Genomic DNA, 18,200 nt, shown 5'->3' on the forward strand with positions numbered 1-18,200 from the left:
TATCCTTCTGGAATATCTGTAACCGTTCGGGCTGAGCGAAGTCGAAGCCCTCCACTGAGCGAAGCGAAGTGGCCTCCCTATCGGTCGGCCGAGCCCTTCGACTTCGCTCAGGACGATCGGAATTTAAATGAAGTTAGGCAGCCTTGGTCTGAGCGTAGGCCCAGTCGAGCCACGGGCCGAGCGCCTCGATATCGGCGGTCTCGACGGTCGCGCCGCACCAGATGCGCAGGCCTGCCGGGGCGTCGCGATAGCCCGCCACGTCATAGGCGGCGCCTTCCTTCTCGAGCAGGCCAGCGAAGGCCTTGATGAAGGCTTCGTCGGCGCCCTCGACGGTCAGGCAAACGCTGGTGGTCGAGCGCGAGGCTTCGTCGACGGCGAGATGGCCGAGCCAGTCGCGTTCGGCGACGATCTTGCCCAGCGCCGCCGCATTGGCGTTGCTGCGCGCGATCAGGCCATTGAGGCCTCCCAGCGACTTGCCCCATTCCAGCGCAAAGATCGCGTCCTCGACAGCCAGCATCGAAGGGGTGTTGATGGTTTCGCCCTTGAACACGCCTTCTGCCAGCTTGCCCTTGGCCATCAGGCGGAACACCTTGGGCAGCGGCCAGGCGGGGGTGTGATTTTCCAGACGCTCGACGGCGCGGGGGCCCAGGATCAGCACGCCATGGCCGCCCTCGCCGCCCAGCACCTTCTGCCAGGAGAAGGTGGCGACGTCGATCTTGGTCCAGTCGATCTCATAGGCGAAGACCGCGCTGGTGGCGTCGGCGAAGGTCAGGCCCTCGCGGTCGGCCGGAATCCAGTCGGCATTGGGCACGCGCACGCCCGATGTGGTGCCGTTCCAGGTGAAGAGCACATCGTTCGAGAAGTCGACGGTGGAAAGGTCAGGCAGCTGGCCATAATCGGCGCGGATCACGGTGGGATCGAGCTTCAGCTGCTTGGCGGCGTCCGTCACCCAGCCTTCGCCGAAGCTTTCCCAGGCCAGCGTCGTCACCGGGCGGGCGCCCAGCATCGTCCACATCGCCATTTCGAAGGCGCCGGTGTCGGAGCCTGGCACAATGCCGATGCGGTGAGTGTCGGGCAGGTTCAGCAACTCGCGCATCAGGTCGATGCTGTAGGCGAGGCGGGTCTTGCCGATCTTGGCGCGGTGCGAACGGCCGAGCGACTGCGTGGCCAGCTTGGCGGCATCCCAGCCCGGAGGCTTGGCGCAGGGACCGGAAGAGAAAAAGGGGCGAGCCGGACGGTTGGCAGGCTTTGCGACAGGCGCAATGGTGGCGTCAACGGCAGTCAGATCAGTCATGTAATGCGTCTCCTTACAGAGAGCACGCGCGGCGTTGGGACCGCGTGGCCCGTCGGCCGCCCTAAAGATTTCCGAAAAAGAGTCAAGCCGCAGCAAAATGCGACGAAATGACAGCGCCGTTAACCCATCGGCCCGGAAAGCCGTGGTAAATGCGGGATTGATGGTAGAGCGGGCGACGAAAAATTCGGTATGGCGCAGCGCGGCCCTGGCCGCGACGATGGCGAGCATGCTGGCCGCCTGCAGCGGCGACCTGGTGCCCAAGGGCCGAGTCGCGCGTGCATCCAAGCCGGTGAAGAGCGCACGCCCGGCCACACCGCCCGCGCCGCCGCCGCTCGAAACCCGGCAATGTTTCGCCAAGCTGCAGTCCCAGTCGGTCGCCTTCACCCCCCTGCCCGACCAGAATTTCGGGGGTGGATGCAGCGCGATCGGCAGCGTCAAACTGCTCGACATCGGTGTGCCGACCTCGGGCCTGGGGGCCATGACCTGCAACCTTGCCGCCAATTTCGCTGCCTGGTCGCGCTATGCCGTGCAGCCCGCCGCCCGGCTGATCCTGGGCGCGGAGATCGAAAAGATCGAGACGTTCGGCACCTATAATTGCCGGCCGATCGCGGGCAGCGGCAAGCTTAGTGAACATGCCCACAGCAATGCGATCGACGTATCCGCCTTCGTCCTGAGCGACGGGCGGCGGATCAGCGTCGAGAAGGACTGGAATGGTGACAAGCGCACCCGCCAGTTTCTGGAAGTGGTCCATGCCAGCGCCTGCAAGCGGTTCAACACGGTGCTGTCGCCCGACTATAACGCCGCCCATCATGACCATTTCCATTTCGACATGGGCGGCCGCGGCGGCTTTTGCCGTTAAGCGGTAATCAGAAACGCGGCGGCCTTTGCCGCGGAGCGGAAATAGCCAACTTGGCGGAATTTCCCGCTAACGGTCTTGGCATTGTCACCTGCCGCGCCTAGCTTGTTGGGAATGACCAAGAAAGAAATTGAAGAACGCAAATTCCGCCCCGCACGCCAGGAAGCGGACGACGCCAGAAAGGCGATCGAAACCCCCCAGACCAGCAGCGCCGCTTACAAGCTCGCCTTCCAGGACAATGAGTTCCTGCTGCGCGAGGATCTGCGCCCGGTACGGTTCCAGCTCGAACTGCTGAAACCCCAGTTGCTGATGGACGAGGCGCGGATCGAATCCACCTTCGTCTTCTACGGCTCTGCCCGAATTCCCGAACCCGATCAGGTCCAGGCGCGCATCGACGCGGCCACCACGCCCGAACAGAAGAAGATTGCCGAAAATCTGGGCAAGAAGGCCCGCTATTATGAGGAAGCGCGCAAGCTGGCGCGGATCGCGGCGCAATATCCGGTGAACGCCGCGGGTTGCCGCCACTTCGTCGTCTGCTCGGGCGGCGGCCCCTCGATCATGGAAGCGGCCAATCGCGGCGCGGTCGATGTCGGCCAGACCACGATCGGCATGAACATCGTGCTGCCGCATGAACAGGCGCCCAATTTGTTCGTCACGCCAGAGCTGAGCTTCCAGTTCCACTATTTCGCGCTGCGCAAGATGCATTTCCTGCTGCGCGCCCGCGCGCTCGCGGTCTTCCCCGGCGGCTTCGGCACGTTCGACGAGATGTTCGAACTGCTGACGCTCATCCAGACCGGCAAGATGAAGCCGATCCCGATCCTGCTGTTCGGCAAGGATTTCTGGAACAAGGTGGTGGATTTCGAGGCGCTGGCCGATGAGGGCGTGATTTCGCACAATGACCTCAACCTGCTGACCTGGGTCGAGACGGCCGAGGATGCCTGGGCTGCGGTGCAGGACTTCTATCACGACAGCGAAGCGCCCGGCTGCGGCTGATGCGGCCGATCCATGGGGCCTTTGCGCCCTTGCCCTAATCCCCGGCGGGGATTAGGGCCCGGCCATGCGCGCGGACCTGGCCCATATCGACACCTGGATCTTCGATCTGGACAATACGCTCTATCCGGCGAAGGCGGACCTGTTCGCGCTGATCGACGTGAAGATGGGCGAATATATCCAGGGCCTGCTGGGCTGCGACCCGGCCGAGGCGCGGATCGTCCAGAAACGCTATTTCATGGAGCATGGCACGACCCTGTCGGGGCTGATGCGCCATCATGGCATCGAGCCGCGCGAATTTCTCGACTATGTCCATGACATCTCGATGGAGCGGCTGGCGGTCGATGCCGACCTCAACGCCCATATCGCCGCCCTGCCCGGCCGCCGCCTGATCTTCACCAATGGCGACGCCACCTATGCGGGCCGCGTGCTCGACAGGCTGGGCCTCGCCGGCGCGTTCGAGCTGATCCACGACATCCATGCCTGCCGCTATGTGCCCAAGCCCGATCCGTCGGGCTATGCCGAACTGTGCAGCGTCCACGCCGTCGACCCGACCCGCGCCGCCTTTTTCGAGGACATGGCCCGCAACCTCAAACCCGCCAAGGCAATCGGCATGACCACCATCTGGGTCAATAACGGGTCGGAAGCCGGCAATCACGACCATCATCCCGATTTCATCGATTATGAAACCGACCATCTGACGCCGTTCCTGGCGGATATTTTTGGGGAAAGACCATGAGCCAAGACCTGATCGCGATCATCGACGCCGCCTGGGAGGACCGGGCCAACATCAACCTGTCGACCCAGGGCGACGTCCGCCAGGCGGTCGACAAGGCGCTGGCCCTGCTCGACAAGGGCGAACTGCGCGTCGCCGAACCGACCGAAGCCGGCTGGCAGGTCAATCAGTGGGCAAAGAAGGCCGTGCTGCTCTCCTTCCGCCTCAACGACAATGTCATGATCGACAATGGTCCGGGCGCCGGCCACTGGTGGGACAAGGTGCCCAGCAAGTTCGCCGGCTGGGACGAGGCCGCCTTCCGCGCCGCCGGATTCCGCGCCGTGCCGGGCAGCTTCGCCCGCGCCGGATCGCACATCGCCAAGAATGTCATCCTGATGCCCAGCTTCGTCAATATCGGCGCCTTCGTCGATGAAGGCACGATGGTCGACACCTGGGTGACGGTCGGCAGCTGCGCCCAGATCGGCAAGAATGTCCATCTGTCGGGCGGCGTCGGCATTGGCGGCGTGCTCGAACCGCTGCAAGCCGACCCGGTCATCATCGAGGATGACTGCTTCATCGGCGCCCGTTCGGAAGTGGTCGAGGGCGTGCGCATCGGCAAGGGCTCGGTGCTGTCGATGGGCGTATTCATCGGCCAGTCGACCAAGATCATCGACCGCGCCACCGGCGAAGTGTTCATGGGCGAAGTGCCGCCCTACTCGGTCGTCGTCCCCGGCTCGCTGCCCGGCAAGCCGCTGCCCGACGGCACGCCCGGCCCCAGCCTCTATTGCGCCGTGATCGTCAAGCGCGTCGACGCCCAGACCCGGTCGAAGACCGGCATCAACGAACTGCTGCGCGACTAATCGAGCGAGGGGGCGGTCCGCCGCCCCTTCACCCCTTGAGCGCGAGCGGCAGGCCCGCCGCGACGAAAACGACCCGATCCGCCACCGCCGCGACCCGCTGGTTCAAGGTGCCGGCCAGATCGCGAAAGCGCCGCGCCAGCGCATTGTCGGGCACGATGCCCAGCCCCACTTCATTGGCGACCAGGATGATCGCCCCGTCATGGGCCAGGATCGCGGCACAGAGCGCGTCGGCCGCCGCCTCGCCATCCCGTTCTGCCAGCAGCAGGTTGCTGGCCCACAAGGTCAGGCAATCGACCAGCACCGTCTTGCCCCGCGCCGCCGCGATCGCGCCCGGCAGCTCGATCGGCGCCTCCACCGTTTCCCATTCCGGCCCGCGATCGGCCCGGTGTCGGGCGATCCGGTCGGCCATTTCCGCGTCCCAAATCTCGGCCGTGGTGATGAAGACGTGCGCGCCGGGCAGCGCTTCCGCCGCTGCCTGGGCATGGCGGCTCTTGCCCGATCGCGCGCCGCCCAGCACCAGCAGGCTGCTTGTCATATCATGTCTCCCGCAAATAGCGCCTGCAGCCCGGCCACCAGCCAGAGCAGCAGGCAGGCCTGAACATAGATGGCGAGCGCCCAGCGCAGGTCGAGCGGATCGGCCTCGATCCGCCCGCTGCCGATCCAGGGCTTGTCATGGCGCACGCCATCATAGCGGATCGGCCCGGCCAGCCGCAGGTCGAGCGCGCCCGCTATCGCCGCTTCGGGCCAGCCGGCATTGGGCGAGGCATGGTTGCGCGCGTCGCGCCACATCACCCGCCAGCCCCCCCCCCCGGCCAGACAGAGCAGGCAACCGGCCAACCGCGCCGGGATCAGGTTCATGAGGTCATCGGTGCGCGCCGCCGCCCAGCCGAACGGCCCCCAGGGGGCTTCGCGATGGCCGATCATGCTGTCGGCGGTATTCACCGCCTTATAGGCCCAGACACCCGGCAGGCCCAGCAACAGCAGCCAGAAGAAGGGCGCGACGACACCGTCGCAGAAGCTTTCCGCCAGACTCTCGATCGCGGCGCGGGTGACGCCGCTTTCATCAAGCGATTGCGTATCGCGGCCGACGATCATGCCGACCGCCTCCCGTGCCGCCGACAGATCATCGGCCGCCAGCGCGTGATGGACCGCGTGGACATGGCTATAGAGGCTGCGCAGCGCCAGCGCCGGATAGGCCAGCAGGCCGATCAGCAGCCAGCTCCACGGCTGCGGCAACCAGAGACGGAGCAGATACTGCACCAGCCATCCGCCACCGCCCGCTACCAACAGCAACAGCAACACCGTCGCCATTCCGCCCATTCTCCGGGCGCAAGCGCTATGCGCCGGATCATTCCAGCACGCAGCACAATGATCGATGAGCCGCGCAAATCCGCCGACCGGATGGCCGACCCGGCGATAGAGCGCCGCCGGCCAGCCGACCAGCGCATCCAGCGCGAGCGCCAGCAACGCAACCGGATCAGCCATGGCGCAGCGCCCGTTCCAGTCGGGCCAACCCCATCGCGTCGGTCGGCAGGCCGATGCGCAGCCAGTTCGGCTGGCTATCGAAGGGCCGGGTCAGGATCGCCTGCCCGGTCAGTTGCTCGAACAGCGCCATGGCATGGGGCGTTTCGATCAGGCGGAAGAGCGGGCTTTGGCCGATCGGTTGATAACCGTGGCCCAGCAGCAGCGCGTCGAGCGCCTGCGCCTCCCGCTGCAGCTGATCGCGCATCGCTTCTATCCAAGCTCTATCGCGATAGGCGGCCGTGCCAATGGCAATGGCGGCAGCCGACACCGGCCAGGCACCCAGCCTGTCCCGCACCCGCGCGATGATCGCACGCGGCGCCACCAGAAAGCCGAGCCGCAGGCCGGCCAGACCGAAAAACTTGCCGAAGGATCGCAACAGCATGAGGCGACGATCGTCGGCCACGAAGGGCGTCAGGCTGATATCCGGGTGACAATCGGCAAAGGCCTCATCCACCACCAACCAGCCGTCCGGCCCGCGCCGGTCGAGCAGGGCGGCCACGCCATGGATGCGCCCGTCGGGATTATTGGGATTGGCGAGGATCAGCGTCTGCCCGTCCGCATGGTCCAGACGGTCGAGATCGACCGGCGCGGCGCCGGGCACCATCACGCCATGGGTGCGATAGGCCGGGCTGGCATGGCGGACCGAACCGTCGAGCAATGTGCCAACGAGGCGCAGGCCAATCTCCGTCCCCGGCAGCGCGCAGACATGATCGGCCGCGACGCCGAAATGATCGGCCGCCGCCTGTTCGAGCGCGCGCAGTCCCTGCTCGTCGGGCAAGGCGCGCCAGTCGATCGCCTGCTCGTCAGCGCCGGGCCAGGCATGGGGATTGATGCCTGTGGATAAGTCCAGCCAGCTTTCGGGCGCGCCACCGAAATGCGCGCTCGCCGCCGCGACACCGCCGCCATGCCATGTCCAGCGCGTCGTCATGCCGTGCCACCGGCAATCAGGGCGACGAAAAGCAGTCCGCTTTCAACCAGTTCAATGCCCGCGCCATGGCCATCGCCGGAAATGCCGCCCAGCCTGCGCTTCAGCCAAAGCCCCCAAAGTAGCATCAGCAGCGGCGCCATGAGCAGGGCCGGTAACCACCAGGCGGCGATTATCAACAGACTTATCCACAGGGCGATGTGGATGGATTTGACGGCATCGGCAAAGCGCGCGCCCAGCCCGGCGTGCAGGGGCGGCAGCATGCGCGCCCACAGCAGCGGCCCGATCCGCGCGGCAAAGGGAATGAGCAGCAGCGGCAGCATCATGCCCCGCTCGACCAGCGCATGGAGCAACAGCAGCTTGGCGATCAGTTGCAGGCCGATCGCCACCACACCGAAACTGCCGACATGCGGGTCGGCCAGCACCGCCAGCAGCCGGTCCCGCCCCTTATGCACCGCGCCGCAGGCGTCGGCGATGTCGCCCAGCCCGTCGAGATGCAGCGCCCCGGTCACGCCGACCCAGCAGAGCAGCCCGGCCAGCGCCCCGATCCAGGGATCGATGCGAACGCCAAGATTGACAGCGAACATGACAGATAGACCGACAATCGCGCCGACCGCCGGAAACCATCGGATCGACCGTGCGAAGTCTGTCTCGTTCGCTGTCACCTTCGGCATCGGCAGGCGGGTCAGAAACTGGATGGCAAGGACCAGCCCCTTCATGGGCGCAGGCCCGTGATGCGGGCGAGCGGCGGTTCGCCGGTCCAGCGTTCCAGCGACAGCAAGGCGGCATAGGGCAGGCCGAAGCTCCAGCTCTGCTGCACGCTGAACCCGCACAGATGGGCCAGCGCCGCGCGCATCGCCCCGCCATGGGTCAGGACCAATGTGGGGACGCGCGGCAGATCCTCGACCGCATCGGCGATCCGCCCCAGCAATGCCGTCCAGCCTTCGCTGCCCGGCGGCGCGAAGCCATCGGGATCCTGCCAGAAACGGGCAAGCGCCTCGGGATCGACATCGGCCGGGGCCAGACCATCCCAGATGCCGAAATCCAGTTCCCGCCAGCGCGGATCAACCCATACCGGCAAGCCGGCGCGCTCGCCAATCGCCGTCGCCGCCTGCCGGGCGCGCTGCAGGTCGGACGTCACGATCATCTCGATCTCCAGCCCCTCCGCCTGCGCCAAGCAGGCATCGATGCCTGCGCGCGTCGGCACGCTGTCGGTCCGCCCCAGCAACAGGCCGGGCGTCTCGGGCGCGCCATGCCGCAGCAGATGGAGCGGCATGCCCATCATGTCGCGGTCGACACCGCCGCCTCGGCAAAGGTCGCCATGCCGCTATGCGCGGCTACGGCTGCACGGACGATATTGGCCGCCACCGCCGCGCCGCTCCCTTCCCCCAGCCGCATGTCGAGGCGCAGCAGCGGTTCAAGGCCCATCCGCTCCAGCAGCAGGCCATGGCCCGGTTCGGCCGAGCAATGGCCTGCCAGGCAATGGTCGGCAAAGGCCGGCACCTGCGCCACCAGCGGCGCGATCGCGGCGCAACTGATGAAGCCGTCGAGCAGCACCGGCACGCCCAGCTGGCGCGCGCGCAGCACCGCGCCGGCAATCGCCGCCAGTTCGCGTCCGCCCAGCCGGCGCAGCGTTTCGAAGGCGCTGTCCGGCGCATCGGCATGGAAGGCGAGCGCGCGATCGATCGTCGCGATCTTGCGCGTAATCCCCTCGCCATCGACGCCCGTGCCGGGACCAACCCAGTCACGCACCGCGCCGCCAAAGCTGCGCGCGCTCAGGGCTGCGGCGGCGGTCGAATTGCCGATCCCCATCTCGCCCACGACCAGCAGGTCCAGATCCTCTTCGGCCGCCGCCGCGCCGATCGACAGCGCGGTCAGGCACTCCTCCTCTGTCATGGCGGGGGCAATGGTGAAGTCCGCCGTCGGCCGGTCCAGATCGATCGATCGCACCGCCAGTTCCAGCCCGGCGACACCGGCCAGCGCATTGATCGCCGCGCCGCCGGCGGCGAAATTGGCGACCATCTGCGCGGTCACGGCGGCCGGATAGGCGCTGACGCCATGGACGATGAAGCCATGATTGCCGGCAAAGATCGCGGCCCGCGCCCGCTTCAGGCGCGGCACCGCGCGCCCCTGCCAACTCGCCATGAAGATCGCAACATCCTCCAGCCGGCCGAGCGCCCCCAATGGCTTGGTCAGTTCGGCCTGCCGCGCGCGTGCTGCCGCGCTCGCCAGTTCCTCGGCCGGCGGCAGGTTGGCCAGGGCATTTTCGAAATCGGTGATCGAGGCGAAGCTCATTCGACGACAAATCCTTCCGGCGGGGTACGGGTGATGAAATGGCCCTTCACGCCTTCGGGCCATTCGCGAAAGGCGACGCGGCCATGCTCGCTGGCGGCATAGGCAATGGCGTAATCGAGGATCGCGCGCGCCGCATCGGCATCCGGGGTGAACCGCCCCATTACATAGCCGACCTTGCCCGGTGCGCGCAGATGGACGGTGCAATGATCCTGGCAGGCGAACAGGCAGGGCATGTCCTGCACCGCGACGGTGGCATAGCGCGGGTCGGAGGCCTGCACGCTGCGCAGTGCCTGCGCCAGCCGTGCCCCGCCGCGCACGCCCTCCCCGTCCTCCCGTGCTTCGGCCGAATGGCGGCAGGTGCTGCAGGCGACGATGGCGGGGCCGGGTTCGACGGGGCGCAGCATCAGAAGCGCCCCCGGAAGCCGGCATAGATGCTGCGGCCGAGCGTGCCATAGCGATAGGCCGTCATGTAGTTCTCGTCGAAGAGATTCTCGACGCGGGTGAACAGGCGCAACGCCGGGGTGAACGCATATTCGGCGCGCAAGTCGACCAATGTATAATCGTCCAGCCGGGTGGTGTTGGCCGCATTGTCATAGCTGTGGCCGGACCAGCGCAGCGCCGCGCCGGTGGTGAGGCCGAAGGGCCAGGCATAGCTGATCGAACCATTGGCGCTGTTGCGCGGCCGGCGCGGCAGCCAATTGCCTTCGTTCGCAGTGTCCTCCGAACGATCCTCCGCCACGGTCCAGCTATAATTGCCGTCAATGGTCAGCCCCTTGACCGGCTCGACCGCCACCTGCGCCTCTATCCCATGCGCCTTGGCGCGCGCGACATTGAGATAATAGCCATAACGGCGGGTGGTGGTGCCGGGCGTGAAGCAGAGCGGATCGGTCGAACTGGAGGAACAGCTATTATAGATGATCTGGTCGGTCGTGGTCCGATCAAACCAGGTCGCACCCAGTCGCAGTTTCTCGCCAAAGAAACGCTGCTCCGCGCCCGCTTCCCAGCCATGGGCGCGTTCGGGATCGAGCGCCTGATTCCCATATTCGGAAAAGAGCTGATAGAGGGTCGGCGCCTTGAACCCCTCGCCATAGCTGGCGCGCAGCACCGTCCCGGTCGGCAGCGCCCAGACGCCACCGGCGGAAAAGAGGGTCCGGCCGCCATAGCGGTTATGATCGTCGTAGCGCAGCCCGCCGGTCAGGGTCAGGCCCGTAATCGGCTGGGCATTGAGCTGGCCATAGACGCTGGTGATCTCCGCCTTGCCGCGGGCCGGGTCGGGAATCGGCACCGAAAGCGACGCCGAAGGCGACACGCTGCGGAAGCGGCTATTCTCATTCTCCACCCCGAACAGCGCGGTCCAGCCGTCGGCGATCGCGAAGCTACCCTGATATTCCAGCCGCTGGTTGCGCCCCGCCGCGTCGAACGTCTGCTTGCGCGGGTTGCGCGGGTCGTAATTGTCGCGATCGGTGTCGGTATAGCCATAGCCGAAACGGTTGCGGAAGCGGCCGTCGAGCAGTGCGACGTTAAGGCCGGCATAGCCGACAAATTCGCGATTGGTGCCATAGGCGGGGCTGTCCGCGCTGGTGGCGTCGAAATCGACCTTACCATCGGAATAATAGCCGCGCAGATCGGCGCTGATCCCGTCCGCCAGCGCAACCTCTACCCGGCCGGTGACGCTGCGGTTGGTATAGCCGTCCTTCTCCTTGCCGCCAAAGGCCGGGCTGATCGCGGAAATACCGTCGGTGGTGAAGCTCTGGCCGCCGATCCGCCAGCTGACCGGGCCGGTCTTGCCGCCCAGCGCCGCGCGGGCGCTGACCGTGTCGCGCGATCCCGCTTCGATGTCGAAACTCCCCTCCAGCGCCTTTTCGGGCATGGCGGTCACGATATTAACGACGCCGCCGATCGCCTGGCTGCCCCACAGGGTCGACTGGGGGCCGCGCAGCACTTCGATCCGCGAGGCGTCGCCGACCAGCAGATTGGCGAAATTATAGCCGCCGCCGGCCGAGGAGGGATCGTTGAGCTTCACCCCGTCGATCACAACCACGGTCTGGTCGGATTCCGCGCCGCGGATGCGCAGCGATGTCGCCGTGCCATAGCCGCCGTTGCGCGACATGCTGACGCCGGGCGTGCGCAGCAGCAATTCGGTGACGCCCAGATCCTGCGCCCGGTCGATCGCCGCCTTGTCGAGCACGGTGACGGAAGACGACACTTGATCGGCCGGCGTGGCGATGCGGGTAGCGGTGACGAGGATCGAGGATGCCCCGGCATCGGCGGCCGCATCGGGCGGCGGCGCCTGCTGCGCCTCTTCGGCGAAGGCGGTGGTAGAGAGAAGGAAAGAACAGAAAGTCAGATATTTGAACATGCAGGCCCCCGGACGAGGGACCGCATCCCAGGGACGATATCGGTGCCCGGCCGGGCGCGACATGGTCCCCGCAATTTGCGGTCCACCTGTCGCCACGCGGGTTCACCCCCGTCCGCTCGGCACACCCTGTCCGCGCGAAGGACGACCGCGACGGGCAGGTCTCCTGGCTCGCGGGTCATCGCTGATTCATGCCGCCTTCTCAGAACCTTGTGGTCCCAATGGCATGTGGCACAAAGGCTCGCCGCTCACAGTTGCAGGGGCAGCCGGGGTCTTGAACCCCATTCCCTTTTCATCCCCGTTGCCGGGGAACCTGTCGCAGTCCGGGCGATAGGCGAGCCCGACTGGAGCGTCAATCTTCCTTGCCTGGCGGAGCGCGCCGGCTAAGGGAGGTGGCCATGCGGATATTTGCGTCCATCGGCCCCGGCAAGGGAATGATCGCCCTGATGATCGCCCTGATCGGCGGCGCTACATTATGGGCGGCTACCGCTCGCCAGCCTGCCAATGCAAGCAAACGTCCGCAACGGATCGTGTCGCTCAACCTGTGCGCCGACCAGTTGCTGGTCGCGCTGGCCGATCGCGACCAGATTGCCGGGCTGACCCATAATGCCGGCGATCGGCAGATGTCGGCGGTGGCTGCCGTAACGAAGGGCCTGCCCATCCTCGATGGATCGGCCGAGCAGATTTTGGCAACCAATCCCGATCTGGTGATCGGCATGCCGGCGCGGCGCAATCCGGCGATCGCGATCCTCAAGGCCCAGCATTATCCCGCCGTCGACCTCAAAAGCGCGGACAGCTATGCCGATATCGTCGCGTCGATCCGCACCGTGGCGCAGGCCATTGGCCATACCGACCGGGGCGAAGCAATGATCGCGCGGATGGACCGGGATCTGGCCGCCCTGCCCCGCGCCCCCAAACAGAAGATCGCGGCCTATTATCAGCGGCGCGGCTACATGACCGGCACCGGCACGCTGGTCGACGACCTGATGACGCGGGCGGGGCTGCGCAACCTGGCCGCCGACCTTGGCAAGCCGGCGATCGCGCAGGTCAGCCTGGAGGAGATGGTCGCCGCCCGGCCCGACTATCTGATCGTCGAGAGCGCCACCGACCGGATCACCGACCAGGGCACCGAAATGCTGCACCATCCCGTGCTGCGCGACATAGCGCGCATCAGCCTGCCCCAGGCCTGGACCGTGTGCGGCGGACCGGCCTATGTGCAGGCGGCACGCGCCCTCTCCCAGGCCGTCAGCGCCCGCTGAAGCTGGGCCGGCTCAGCCCTCGATGAAGTTGGCGGCTACCTCGGCCGGCACCCGCATCAGCCGGCCGCTTTCCTTGTCGATCATCGCCCAGGTGGATTTCGCCGACACCTTCACCTTGCCGTCCGGTCCGGTGAACTCGATCAGCCGGTCGAACCGCGCGCCGCGCGGCCCTTCCGGTATCCAGGTGCGGCCCGATACGACATCGCCCTCGGTCACGTTGCCGCGATAATCGACCTCATGCCGGGTCACGACCCAGATATAGGCGTCGACATGGGCCGGGTCGGCATCGGTCATCCAATGTTCGACCGACAATTGCTCCATCCACTGCACCCACACCGCATTGTTCACATGGCCCAGCACATCGATATGCTCGGGCCGCGCGGTGAACTGCTTGGTGAAGCTCGACGCCATCAGCCTTCCACTCCCAGCTGCCACAGGATGAACGCAAATTCCTCGGCGGTCTCGTGCAGGCTCTCGAACCGGCCCGACTTGCCACCATGGCCCGCGCCCATATTGGTCTTGAGCAGCAGGATATTCTTGTCGGTCTTGGTGGCGCGCAGCTTTGCCACCCATTTGGCCGGCTCCCAATAGGTGACGCGCGGATCGTTCAGCCCGGCAGTCACCATCAGCGGCGGATAATGTTGCGCGGTGACATGGGTGTAAGGGTCATAGGACTGGATGGTGCGGAATGCGGCCTCATCCTCGATCGGATTGCCCCATTCGGGCCATTCGCCCGGCGTCAGTGGCAGCGTTTCGTCCAGCATGGTGTTGAGCACATCGACGAACGGCACATGCGCCACCACCGCGCCCCACAGGTCGGGGTCGGAGTTGATGACCGCGCCCATCAGCTCGCCGCCGGCCGATCCGCCCGAAATGCTGATCCTGCCCCTGGCAGAATAGCCAAGATCGATCAGCCCCTTCGCAACATCGACGAAATCGGTGAAGGTGTTGGTGCGCTTGTCGAGCTTGCCGTCCAGATACCATTGCTGGCCCATATCGTCGCCGCCGCGAATATGGGCGATGGCAAAGGCAAAGCCGCGATCCAGCAGCGACAGGCGGCTGGTCGAGAAACCCGGCTCCATCGCCAGGCCATAGGCGCCATAGCCATAGAGGTGCAGCGGCGCGCTGCCGTCGCGGGGGAAATCCGCGGGATAGACGATCGACACCGGAATCTGCGTGCCGTCGCGCGCCGGGATCATCAGCCGCTCGGTGGCATAACGGCTGGCGTCATAGCCCGAGGGAATTTCCTGGACCTTCAACACCTCCAGCTCACCCGTTGCCAGATGATAATCATAGATGGTGTCGGGCGTGACCATCGATTCATAACCGATGCGCAGCTTCGTCACCTCATATTCGGGATTGTCGTCGAGACTCGCCGAATAGCTGGCTTCCGGGAATGGAATGCGCTTTGCCGCATGGGTCGCATAATCGCGCAGCTCGATCTGGTCGAGCCCGTCCTGCCGCCCTTCGGTGACGTAGAAGGTCTTGAACAGGGTGAAATCGGTCAGGTAGAAATGCGCGTCGGCGCCGATCACCTCATCCCACTGGTCGGGCGCGTCGAGCGACGCCTTCACCAGCCGGAAATTGGGATGGGTGTCGTTGGTCTTGATATAGAGCGTGCCCTCATGCTCATCGACATCATATTCGCGGCCGGCCTGGCGCGCGGCGACGAGCAGCGGCGTTGCGGTCGGATTGTCGGCGGGCACCAGCCAGGCTTCGCTGGTCACATGGTCGCCGGTCGCGATGACGATCCATTTTTCCGAGGATGTGAGGCCGATCGAGACGCGGAAACCCTCGTCATCCTCATGGAACAGCTCGACGTCGCTCGCCACATCCTGACCCAGCCAGTGCAGCCGCGCATTGTCGGTCCGCCAATTTTCATTGGCGAGGCCATAGAGCAGCCCCTTTGAATCGCTGGTCCACACCAGCGACGACAATGTGTCGGGGATCACCTCGGGCAGGATTTCGCCCGAAAACAGATCCTTGATCCGCGCCTCGAACCGTTCGGAGCCATTGGTGTCGATGGCATAGGCCAGATAGCGGCCGTCGGGGCTGACCGACATGGCGCCCAGACGAAAATAATCATGGCCCTGCGCCAGCGCCGGTTCGTCCAGGATCAGCTGGTCGTCACCGCCTGCTGCGGGCTTGCGATACCATTTGCGATATTGCGCGCCGGTCTCGAACGCACGCCAGTAGATATAGTCGCCATCCTTCTGCGGAACCGACTGGTCATCTTCCTTGATGCGCCCCTTCATCTCGTGGAACAGCGTGTCGAGCAGGGGCTTGTGCGGCGCCATCGCGCCCTCGAACCAGGCGTTTTCGGCCTCCAGATAGGCCAGCACATCCTTGTCCTTGACGTCGGGATAGCCGGGGTCGCGCAGCCATGCGTAAGGATCGTCCACCGTGATGCCATGATGCGCGAAACTGTGCGGGCGGCGTTCGGCGATCGGCGGGGACAGGGGCGGCTGCATTTGATCGGTCATTAACTATCCATGGTCCAGACGGGGGCTGCGCTGGAATAAGCGCGCCGGCCCCTCTATGTTGTCGGCATTATGGCCAACGCAAGAGGCCGGAATGATCCAAGGGAAGTTCGATGTCCAGTTATGAAGATCGCCTGAAGGCCCTGCGCGCCCAGCTGGTACGCCAGAAGCTCGATGGTTTCGTGGTCCCCCTGACCGACGAGCATATGAGCGAATATGTCGGCGCCTATGCCCAGCGGCTCGCCTGGCTGACCGGTTTCCAGGGTTCGGCCGGCAGCGCCGTGGTCCTGCCGGAGGAGGCCGCGATCTTCGTCGACGGCCGCTACACGCTGCAGGTGCGCGAGCAGGTGGATGGCGCCCATTGGCAATATGAAAGCGTGCCGCAGACCTCGATCGCCGCCTGGTTGAAGGACCATGCGATCGAAGGCGCGCGCATCGGCTATGATTCCTGGCTGCACACCCGCGCCTGGGTGAAGCAGGCCACCGAAGCGTTGGCCCAGAAGGGCGCGGAGCTGGTGGCGGTCGACACCAATCCGGTCGACGCCGTCTGGCCCGATCGCCCGGCGCCCAGCGACGCCAAGCTGGTGGTCCATGAGGATCGCTATGCCGGCAAGAATGCAGCCGAGAAGCGCGCCGACATCGCCGACTGGCTGGTGTCGAAGAAGGCGGACGCCGCCGTCCTCTCCGCGCTCGATTCGATCGCCTGGGCCTTCAACATCCGCGGCAAGGATGTCGAGCGCACCCCGGTCGCGCTGGCCTATGCCATCGTCCATGCCGATGCCACCGCCGACCTCTATGTCGCGCCGGAAAAGATGGACGAGGCGGTCGCCAAGCATCTGGGAAATGCCGTGCGCATCCATGACCGCGCCGCCTTTGCCGATGCGCTCGCCGACCTCAAGGGCAAGACCGTCGTCGCCGACCCCGAGCGGGCCGTTGCCGCCATCTTCGAGGCGCTCGACGCCGGCGGCGCCCAGATACTCAGCCTGCGCGACCCCGCCGTGCTGCCCAAGGCGATCAAGAACGACACCGAAATTGCCGGCCACAAGGCGGCGCAGGAACGCGACGGCGCCGCATTGAGCCGCTTCCTCCACTGGATCGCGGTGGAAGCGCCCAAGGGCGGCCTGACCGAACTCTCCGCCTCGGACCGGCTGGAGGCGTTCCGCAAGGAGACCGGCCTGCTGGAGGATCTGTCCTTCGACACGATCAGCGGCGCCGGCCCCAATGGCGCGGTCGTGCATTATCGCGTCGAGGAAAAGACCAACCGCCCGATCGAGACCGGCAGCTTCTACCTGGTCGATTCGGGCGGCCAGTATCGCGACGGCACCACCGACGTCACCCGCACCATCGCCATCGGCAGCCCTAGCGAAGAGATGAAGCAGCGCTTCACCCTGGTGCTGAAGGGCCATATCGCGCTGGCCCGCGCCGTCTTCCCGGTCGGCACGCGCGGCGGCCAGCTCGACGTGCTGGCACGCCAATATCTGTGGGCACAGGGGCTGGATTATGCCCATGGCACCGGCCATGGCGTCGGCAGCTTCCTGTCGGTGCATGAAGGGCCGCAACGGATCGCGACCTTCGGCGGCGGCGACGAGCCGCTGGTGGCGGGCATGATCCTCTCGAACGAGCCGGGCTATTACAAGACCGGCGAATATGGCATCCGGATCGAGAATCTGGTGCTGGTCGAGGAACGGGCGATCGCCGGCGGCGAAAAGCCGATGCTGGGTTTCGAGACCCTGACCTTCGCACCGATCGACCGCAACGCCATCGCCACCGATCTGCTGGATGCGGGCGAGCGCGCCTGGGTCGACGCCTATCATGCGCAGGTGCTGGCCGTGGTCGGCCCGCAGCTCGACGGCGAGGCGCTGGCCTGGCTCCAGTCGGCCTGCGCGCCGCTCTAATCCGAATCAGTCCTTGGACGATTCCGGCGCGGGGGTGGGCTCAGCCCCTTCCCGCGCCACATCGCGGCTCTGGGCCTTGCGCCGCCGCAAATTGTCGCGCAGCGCCTGCGCCAGCCTTGCTTTCTTTTCGTCCTGGGTCTCGCTCATGACGAAGCGCATAAGCAAAATGCATTATCTGCCGCAACCCGCCTTGACAGGAGGCAATGGGGCGGCCATAGGCGCGACCTCCGAAGCGCACGGCGCGACGGAGACGAAATAGAGTGCTGCCGTAGCTCAGTGGTAGAGCGCATCCTTGGTAAGGCTGAGGTCGCGAGTTCAATCCTCGCCGGCAGCACCATTTCTCCCCCGACAAATGAAAAATCAGATCATCGCCCATCCGGCGAGGACCAGCCCCTGCGCCGCGGCGATCAGCCATAGCCACCGGGTGAAAGGCTGTTTGCGCGTCTTGTGACGAAATAGGTGGCGGGCGGCAAATGCACCCGGTACCCCGCCTGCAAGCGCCCAGAGCAGCAAGGTCCGCTCGCGGATTCGCGCCATCCCCCGCACGGCCCGGCGCTTGTCGAACCCGAACAGCATGAAGGCCATCAGGTTCGCCAGCAGCAACCAGGCGAAGGCGAGGAACTGCGCGGCGGGAATCGGCTCAACCGCGCACGGTGACGCCGATCCAGAGCGTCCTGGGTGTGCCCAGGTCGATGGATCCGCCGGCATTGCGGGTGACGACATCCTCGTCGAACAAATTTTCCCCGCGCGC

At 65.9% G+C, this 18,200-nt stretch carries 19 protein-coding genes, 1 tRNA gene, 1 pseudogene and 1 riboswitch; of the genes and pseudogenes, 7 read left to right on the plus strand and 14 right to left on the minus strand.

Translation table 11 applies throughout. The features are described from left to right. Positions 1-133: 133 nt before the first annotated feature. Entirely contained in the window at positions 134-1,294 is a 1,161-nt protein-coding gene (locus tag JQK15_RS05235) for a phosphoserine transaminase (protein ID WP_214863863.1), read from the minus strand. Between the two features lie 160 nt (positions 1,295-1,454). Between JQK15_RS05235 and JQK15_RS05240 the strand changes: the two genes are divergently transcribed. The 4 genes from JQK15_RS05240 (at position 1,455) to dapD (ending at position 4,715) form a co-directional block, all read left to right on the plus strand. Continuing rightward, entirely contained in the window at positions 1,455-2,153 is a 699-nt protein-coding gene (locus tag JQK15_RS05240; protein ID WP_048936180.1) for an extensin family protein, read from the plus strand. Positions 2,154-2,264: 111 nt separating this feature from the next. Further along, positions 2,265-3,143: an LOG family protein gene (locus tag JQK15_RS05245; RefSeq protein ID WP_004209740.1), complete on the plus strand. Its 879-nt coding sequence runs from the start codon at positions 2,265-2,267 to the stop codon at positions 3,141-3,143. A 64-nt stretch (positions 3,144-3,207) separates the two neighbouring features. After that, on the plus strand, positions 3,208-3,879 hold the full coding sequence (locus JQK15_RS05250; RefSeq protein ID WP_214863865.1) for a pyrimidine 5'-nucleotidase: 672 nt from the start codon (positions 3,208-3,210) through the stop codon (positions 3,877-3,879). Further along, positions 3,876-4,715: a 2,3,4,5-tetrahydropyridine-2,6-dicarboxylate N-succinyltransferase gene (gene dapD / locus JQK15_RS05255; protein WP_017502548.1), complete on the plus strand. Its 840-nt coding sequence runs from the start codon at positions 3,876-3,878 to the stop codon at positions 4,713-4,715. The genes JQK15_RS05250 and dapD overlap by 4 nt, the downstream gene beginning before the upstream one ends. Positions 4,716-4,743: 28 nt before the next feature. Here the strand turns inward: dapD and cobU are convergent, their stop codons facing one another. Genes cobU through JQK15_RS05295 form a run of 8 tightly spaced genes read right to left on the minus strand, consistent with a single transcriptional unit; the run spans position 4,744 to position 11,818 of the window. After that, complete coding sequence (cobU, locus tag JQK15_RS05260; RefSeq protein ID WP_214863867.1) at positions 4,744-5,250, minus strand: bifunctional adenosylcobinamide kinase/adenosylcobinamide-phosphate guanylyltransferase; 507 nt, start codon at positions 5,248-5,250, stop codon at positions 4,744-4,746. After that, complete coding sequence (gene cbiB, locus JQK15_RS05265; protein ID WP_214863869.1) at positions 5,247-6,200, minus strand: adenosylcobinamide-phosphate synthase CbiB; 954 nt, start codon at positions 6,198-6,200, stop codon at positions 5,247-5,249. Before cbiB ends, cobU begins: the two co-directional genes overlap by 4 nt. Beyond that, positions 6,193-7,167 (minus strand): threonine-phosphate decarboxylase, encoded by a 975-nt coding sequence (locus tag JQK15_RS05270; RefSeq protein ID WP_214863871.1) that lies wholly within the window; start codon positions 7,165-7,167, stop codon positions 6,193-6,195. The genes cbiB and JQK15_RS05270 overlap by 8 nt, the downstream gene beginning before the upstream one ends. Continuing rightward, positions 7,164-7,883: an adenosylcobinamide-GDP ribazoletransferase gene (cobS, locus tag JQK15_RS05275; protein ID WP_017502552.1), complete on the minus strand. Its 720-nt coding sequence runs from the start codon at positions 7,881-7,883 to the stop codon at positions 7,164-7,166. The genes JQK15_RS05270 and cobS overlap by 4 nt, the downstream gene beginning before the upstream one ends. After that, entirely contained in the window at positions 7,880-8,449 is a 570-nt protein-coding gene (locus tag JQK15_RS05280) for a histidine phosphatase family protein (RefSeq protein ID WP_004209730.1), read from the minus strand. Before JQK15_RS05280 ends, cobS begins: the two co-directional genes overlap by 4 nt. After that, entirely contained in the window at positions 8,446-9,459 is a 1,014-nt protein-coding gene (gene cobT / locus JQK15_RS05285; protein ID WP_214863873.1) for a nicotinate-nucleotide--dimethylbenzimidazole phosphoribosyltransferase, read from the minus strand. The genes JQK15_RS05280 and cobT overlap by 4 nt, the downstream gene beginning before the upstream one ends. Beyond that, positions 9,456-9,863 (minus strand): DUF1636 domain-containing protein, encoded by a 408-nt coding sequence (locus tag JQK15_RS05290; RefSeq protein WP_125988699.1) that lies wholly within the window; start codon positions 9,861-9,863, stop codon positions 9,456-9,458. The genes cobT and JQK15_RS05290 overlap by 4 nt, the downstream gene beginning before the upstream one ends. Then, a complete protein-coding gene (locus tag JQK15_RS05295; protein WP_214863876.1) occupies positions 9,863-11,818 on the minus strand; it encodes a TonB-dependent receptor plug domain-containing protein in 1,956 nt (651 codons plus the stop codon). Before JQK15_RS05295 ends, JQK15_RS05290 begins: the two co-directional genes overlap by 1 nt. 136 nt (positions 11,819-11,954) lie before the next feature. Beyond that, positions 11,955-12,147, minus strand: a riboswitch (cobalamin riboswitch). Positions 12,148-12,213: 66 nt separating this feature from the next. Here JQK15_RS05295 and JQK15_RS05300 point away from each other — a divergent pair. Further along, the gene (locus JQK15_RS05300) at positions 12,214-13,074 is read left to right on the plus strand and encodes an ABC transporter substrate-binding protein (protein WP_214863878.1); all 861 of its coding nucleotides are present in this window, start codon (positions 12,214-12,216) and stop codon (positions 13,072-13,074) included. Positions 13,075-13,086: 12 nt separating this feature from the next. Here JQK15_RS05300 and JQK15_RS05305 read toward each other — a convergent pair whose 3' ends face one another. Both JQK15_RS05305 and JQK15_RS05310 read right to left on the minus strand, forming a co-directional pair. Continuing rightward, positions 13,087-13,485, minus strand: a complete 399-nt coding sequence (locus JQK15_RS05305) for an acyl-CoA thioesterase (protein ID WP_004209723.1) — start codon at positions 13,483-13,485, stop codon at positions 13,087-13,089. Next, positions 13,485-15,557 carry a S9 family peptidase gene (locus JQK15_RS05310; protein WP_214863880.1) on the minus strand — a complete coding sequence of 691 codons (2,073 nt, stop codon included), beginning with the start codon at positions 15,555-15,557 and terminating at the stop codon, positions 13,485-13,487. Before JQK15_RS05310 ends, JQK15_RS05305 begins: the two co-directional genes overlap by 1 nt. Before the next feature lie 110 nt (positions 15,558-15,667). Here JQK15_RS05310 and JQK15_RS05315 point away from each other — a divergent pair, with 110 nt between their 5' ends. Further along, positions 15,668-17,449, plus strand: coding sequence for an aminopeptidase P family protein (locus tag JQK15_RS05315; RefSeq protein WP_214863882.1), 1,782 nt, complete (start codon positions 15,668-15,670; stop codon positions 17,447-17,449). Between the two features lie 6 nt (positions 17,450-17,455). Here the strand turns inward: JQK15_RS05315 and JQK15_RS05320 are convergent, their stop codons facing one another. Then, positions 17,456-17,596, minus strand: coding sequence for a hypothetical protein (locus JQK15_RS05320; protein WP_164522487.1), 141 nt, complete (start codon positions 17,594-17,596; stop codon positions 17,456-17,458). Between the two features lie 115 nt (positions 17,597-17,711). Between JQK15_RS05320 and JQK15_RS05325 the strand changes: the two genes are divergently transcribed. Next, positions 17,712-17,786: transfer RNA gene (locus JQK15_RS05325), tRNA-Thr, on the plus strand. A gap of 23 nt (positions 17,787-17,809) precedes the next feature. Here JQK15_RS05325 and JQK15_RS05330 read toward each other — a convergent pair. Together JQK15_RS05330 and JQK15_RS27640 are read right to left on the minus strand one after the other, a co-directional pair. Next, positions 17,810-18,034, minus strand: coding sequence for a DUF1294 domain-containing protein (locus tag JQK15_RS05330; protein WP_053094321.1), 225 nt, complete (start codon positions 18,032-18,034; stop codon positions 17,810-17,812). Between the two features lie 55 nt (positions 18,035-18,089). Further along, a pseudogene (locus JQK15_RS27640) lies at positions 18,090-18,200 on the minus strand (TonB-dependent receptor domain-containing protein); the annotation flags it as partial.

The sequence above is a fragment of the Sphingobium sp. BHU LFT2 genome, assembly GCF_018604485.1.
Taxonomy (GTDB): Bacteria; Pseudomonadota; Alphaproteobacteria; order Sphingomonadales; family Sphingomonadaceae; genus Sphingobium; species Sphingobium yanoikuyae_A.